The organism is Chryseobacterium pennae, assembly GCF_003385515.1.
GTDB lineage: Bacteria > Bacteroidota > Bacteroidia > Flavobacteriales > Weeksellaceae > Chryseobacterium > Chryseobacterium pennae.
Genome location: NZ_QNVT01000064.1, coordinates 1 through 1,809, shown reverse-complemented (window position 1 = coordinate 1,809; position 1,809 = coordinate 1). Strand labels below are relative to the sequence as shown.

Here is a 1,809-nt window from a genome sequence, read left to right as displayed (position 1 = left end):
AGCTGTCTCTTGGATACGATTTTTGGCTCAAATGTACCGTTGTTATCCCAGTTTGCTTTCAAGTTCAAAATGACCTGATTGCAGACTATTCGCAGTTTGCAATCAGGTCATTTTACGGTTAGACTCAATAGTGGCTTTACTCTCTTCAAGATGATGCTCTAAGTCATCGTCGAGCATAGATTCTAAATTTTGCTTTAACATAGGGGCAAATAAACCATCTGTACTTCCCATTATCTTGCCAGCATAAAGTCCAGCCGTTGCCTCTTCTTTGAAGCTCTCAAAATCGAATTTCTTTTTTTCCATGATCTGTTTCTAATATAATAAAACATTTATTTGACACAGTTGATTTTACACCCTCGTTAATTGTTAATACTTTTAAAAAAAAGTACAAATTTTCATTGCTGGAAAGACTAAGCTTTATTCTGATCCTGTACTTTTTTTGCTGAATAGATTTATGCTGAACAAAAGTATATTTTGCAATATCTTTAGATGATAAATTAAGGCTAAGCATCGCGCAGAATGCTAAATCACCTGCTGATAAATTAGGATTAATTAAAAGTAATTTTTTTGTTAATTCAGGATATACTTCTTCATATCTTGACAAAAACGAAGGGTCATTTTTTTTTACAAGCACAATAAGGTCTTCAAAAAGTTCTTTTTTTATTCTCAATGACAATTTCTCATTCGCCTTAGTCAATTGTATGTTTTTTTTGTGTTTTTTCTTAAATTTAACGTATAAAATAGAAGTAATAATGGTTATGCATAGGATAAGCACAAAAAGACAAATATATAACTTATCTATATTACTGTTTGTTTGCTCCTTATATTCTAAAAGGACGTGATCAATAGACAAGTTTAATCCATCATTTCTGTTTTTTTCAATAGTTTGTTTAACTACAGACTGTTTTTCAAAATATATCCTCTGTTGAACAGTATCATTTAGTTTTTTGTATAAATCTGCAATAGTATAGTAGACTATTGGAACTTTTTGGTACCTTTTTGTTTTGTTATAGATTCTTGCAGCTTCTTTATAGGACGCAATTGCTTCCTTGTACTTTTTCTTTTCGCAATAATATTCGCCATACGTCAAATTGAATAATGCATTACTAACAGTTTCAATATCATTTTGTCTGAGTAAGGTTTGTGCCTGTTGTAGATAAATTGCACTGGAATCACACTTCTTATCGCATCTTAAATGATATTTGGAAATTAAAGCTCTTGTTGTAGGATTATTATTTATTTTTAATGCTTTATGTCCATAAAACAAAGCTGAATCACACATGGAATTCAGATTTAAATATTCAGACCTAAGTAAATAAATATTATCAAACGCATACATCCGTTTCTGCCTCTTATCAAGTTTTCTTAAATATCCCATTGCTCTTGTACTGTATAAAGAAGACTTCTCAGATAAATGTAGCGAAGCATATAGCTTGGAATATTCCATGTTTAATTTTGCGGATAAAATAGGATTGTCAATCGATTGAAGTTTTATTCTTGCTTTATTAAGGTATGAAAATGCACCTTTATACTGTCCTATTACAGAGGCTATATTTCCTATATTAATATAGCAAAGAATTTCGCCTTCAATATAATTCCCTCTTTTAGCTTTTTCTAAATATTTCCTGTTTAATAATATAACATCTTTATCGTGTCCAAGAAGTATTAATGAATCATTCTTCTTAATCAAAATTTTATTGAAGTTAGTCTCATTTAATTCTTCTGTAAAGGATTTTTCGCAACTAATAAAAAAGATGAATATTAAAAGGTAAAATAGAGTAATCAAATTACTTTTCATTTTCATTTTTT

At 29.5% G+C, this 1,809-nt stretch carries 2 protein-coding genes; both read right to left on the bottom strand.

Going from position 1 to position 1,809, the window contains the following annotated elements:
• Window positions 1-102: 102 nt before the first annotated feature.
• Window positions 103-303 carry a hypothetical protein gene (locus tag DRF65_RS28130; RefSeq protein WP_115974010.1) on the bottom strand — a complete coding sequence of 67 codons (201 nt, stop codon included), beginning with the start codon at window positions 301-303 and terminating at the stop codon, window positions 103-105.
• Window positions 278-1,809 (bottom strand): hypothetical protein (locus tag DRF65_RS28125; protein ID WP_115974009.1); only part of this gene is annotated, 1,532 nt, incomplete at its 5' end. The genes DRF65_RS28125 and DRF65_RS28130, both read right to left, overlap by 26 nt.

Excerpts from the sequence above, each read along its gene's own strand:
- DRF65_RS28130 (WP_115974010.1), bottom strand. The coding sequence starts at position 303 with ATGGAAAAAAAGAAATTCGATTTTGAGAGCTTCAAAGAAGAGGCAACG.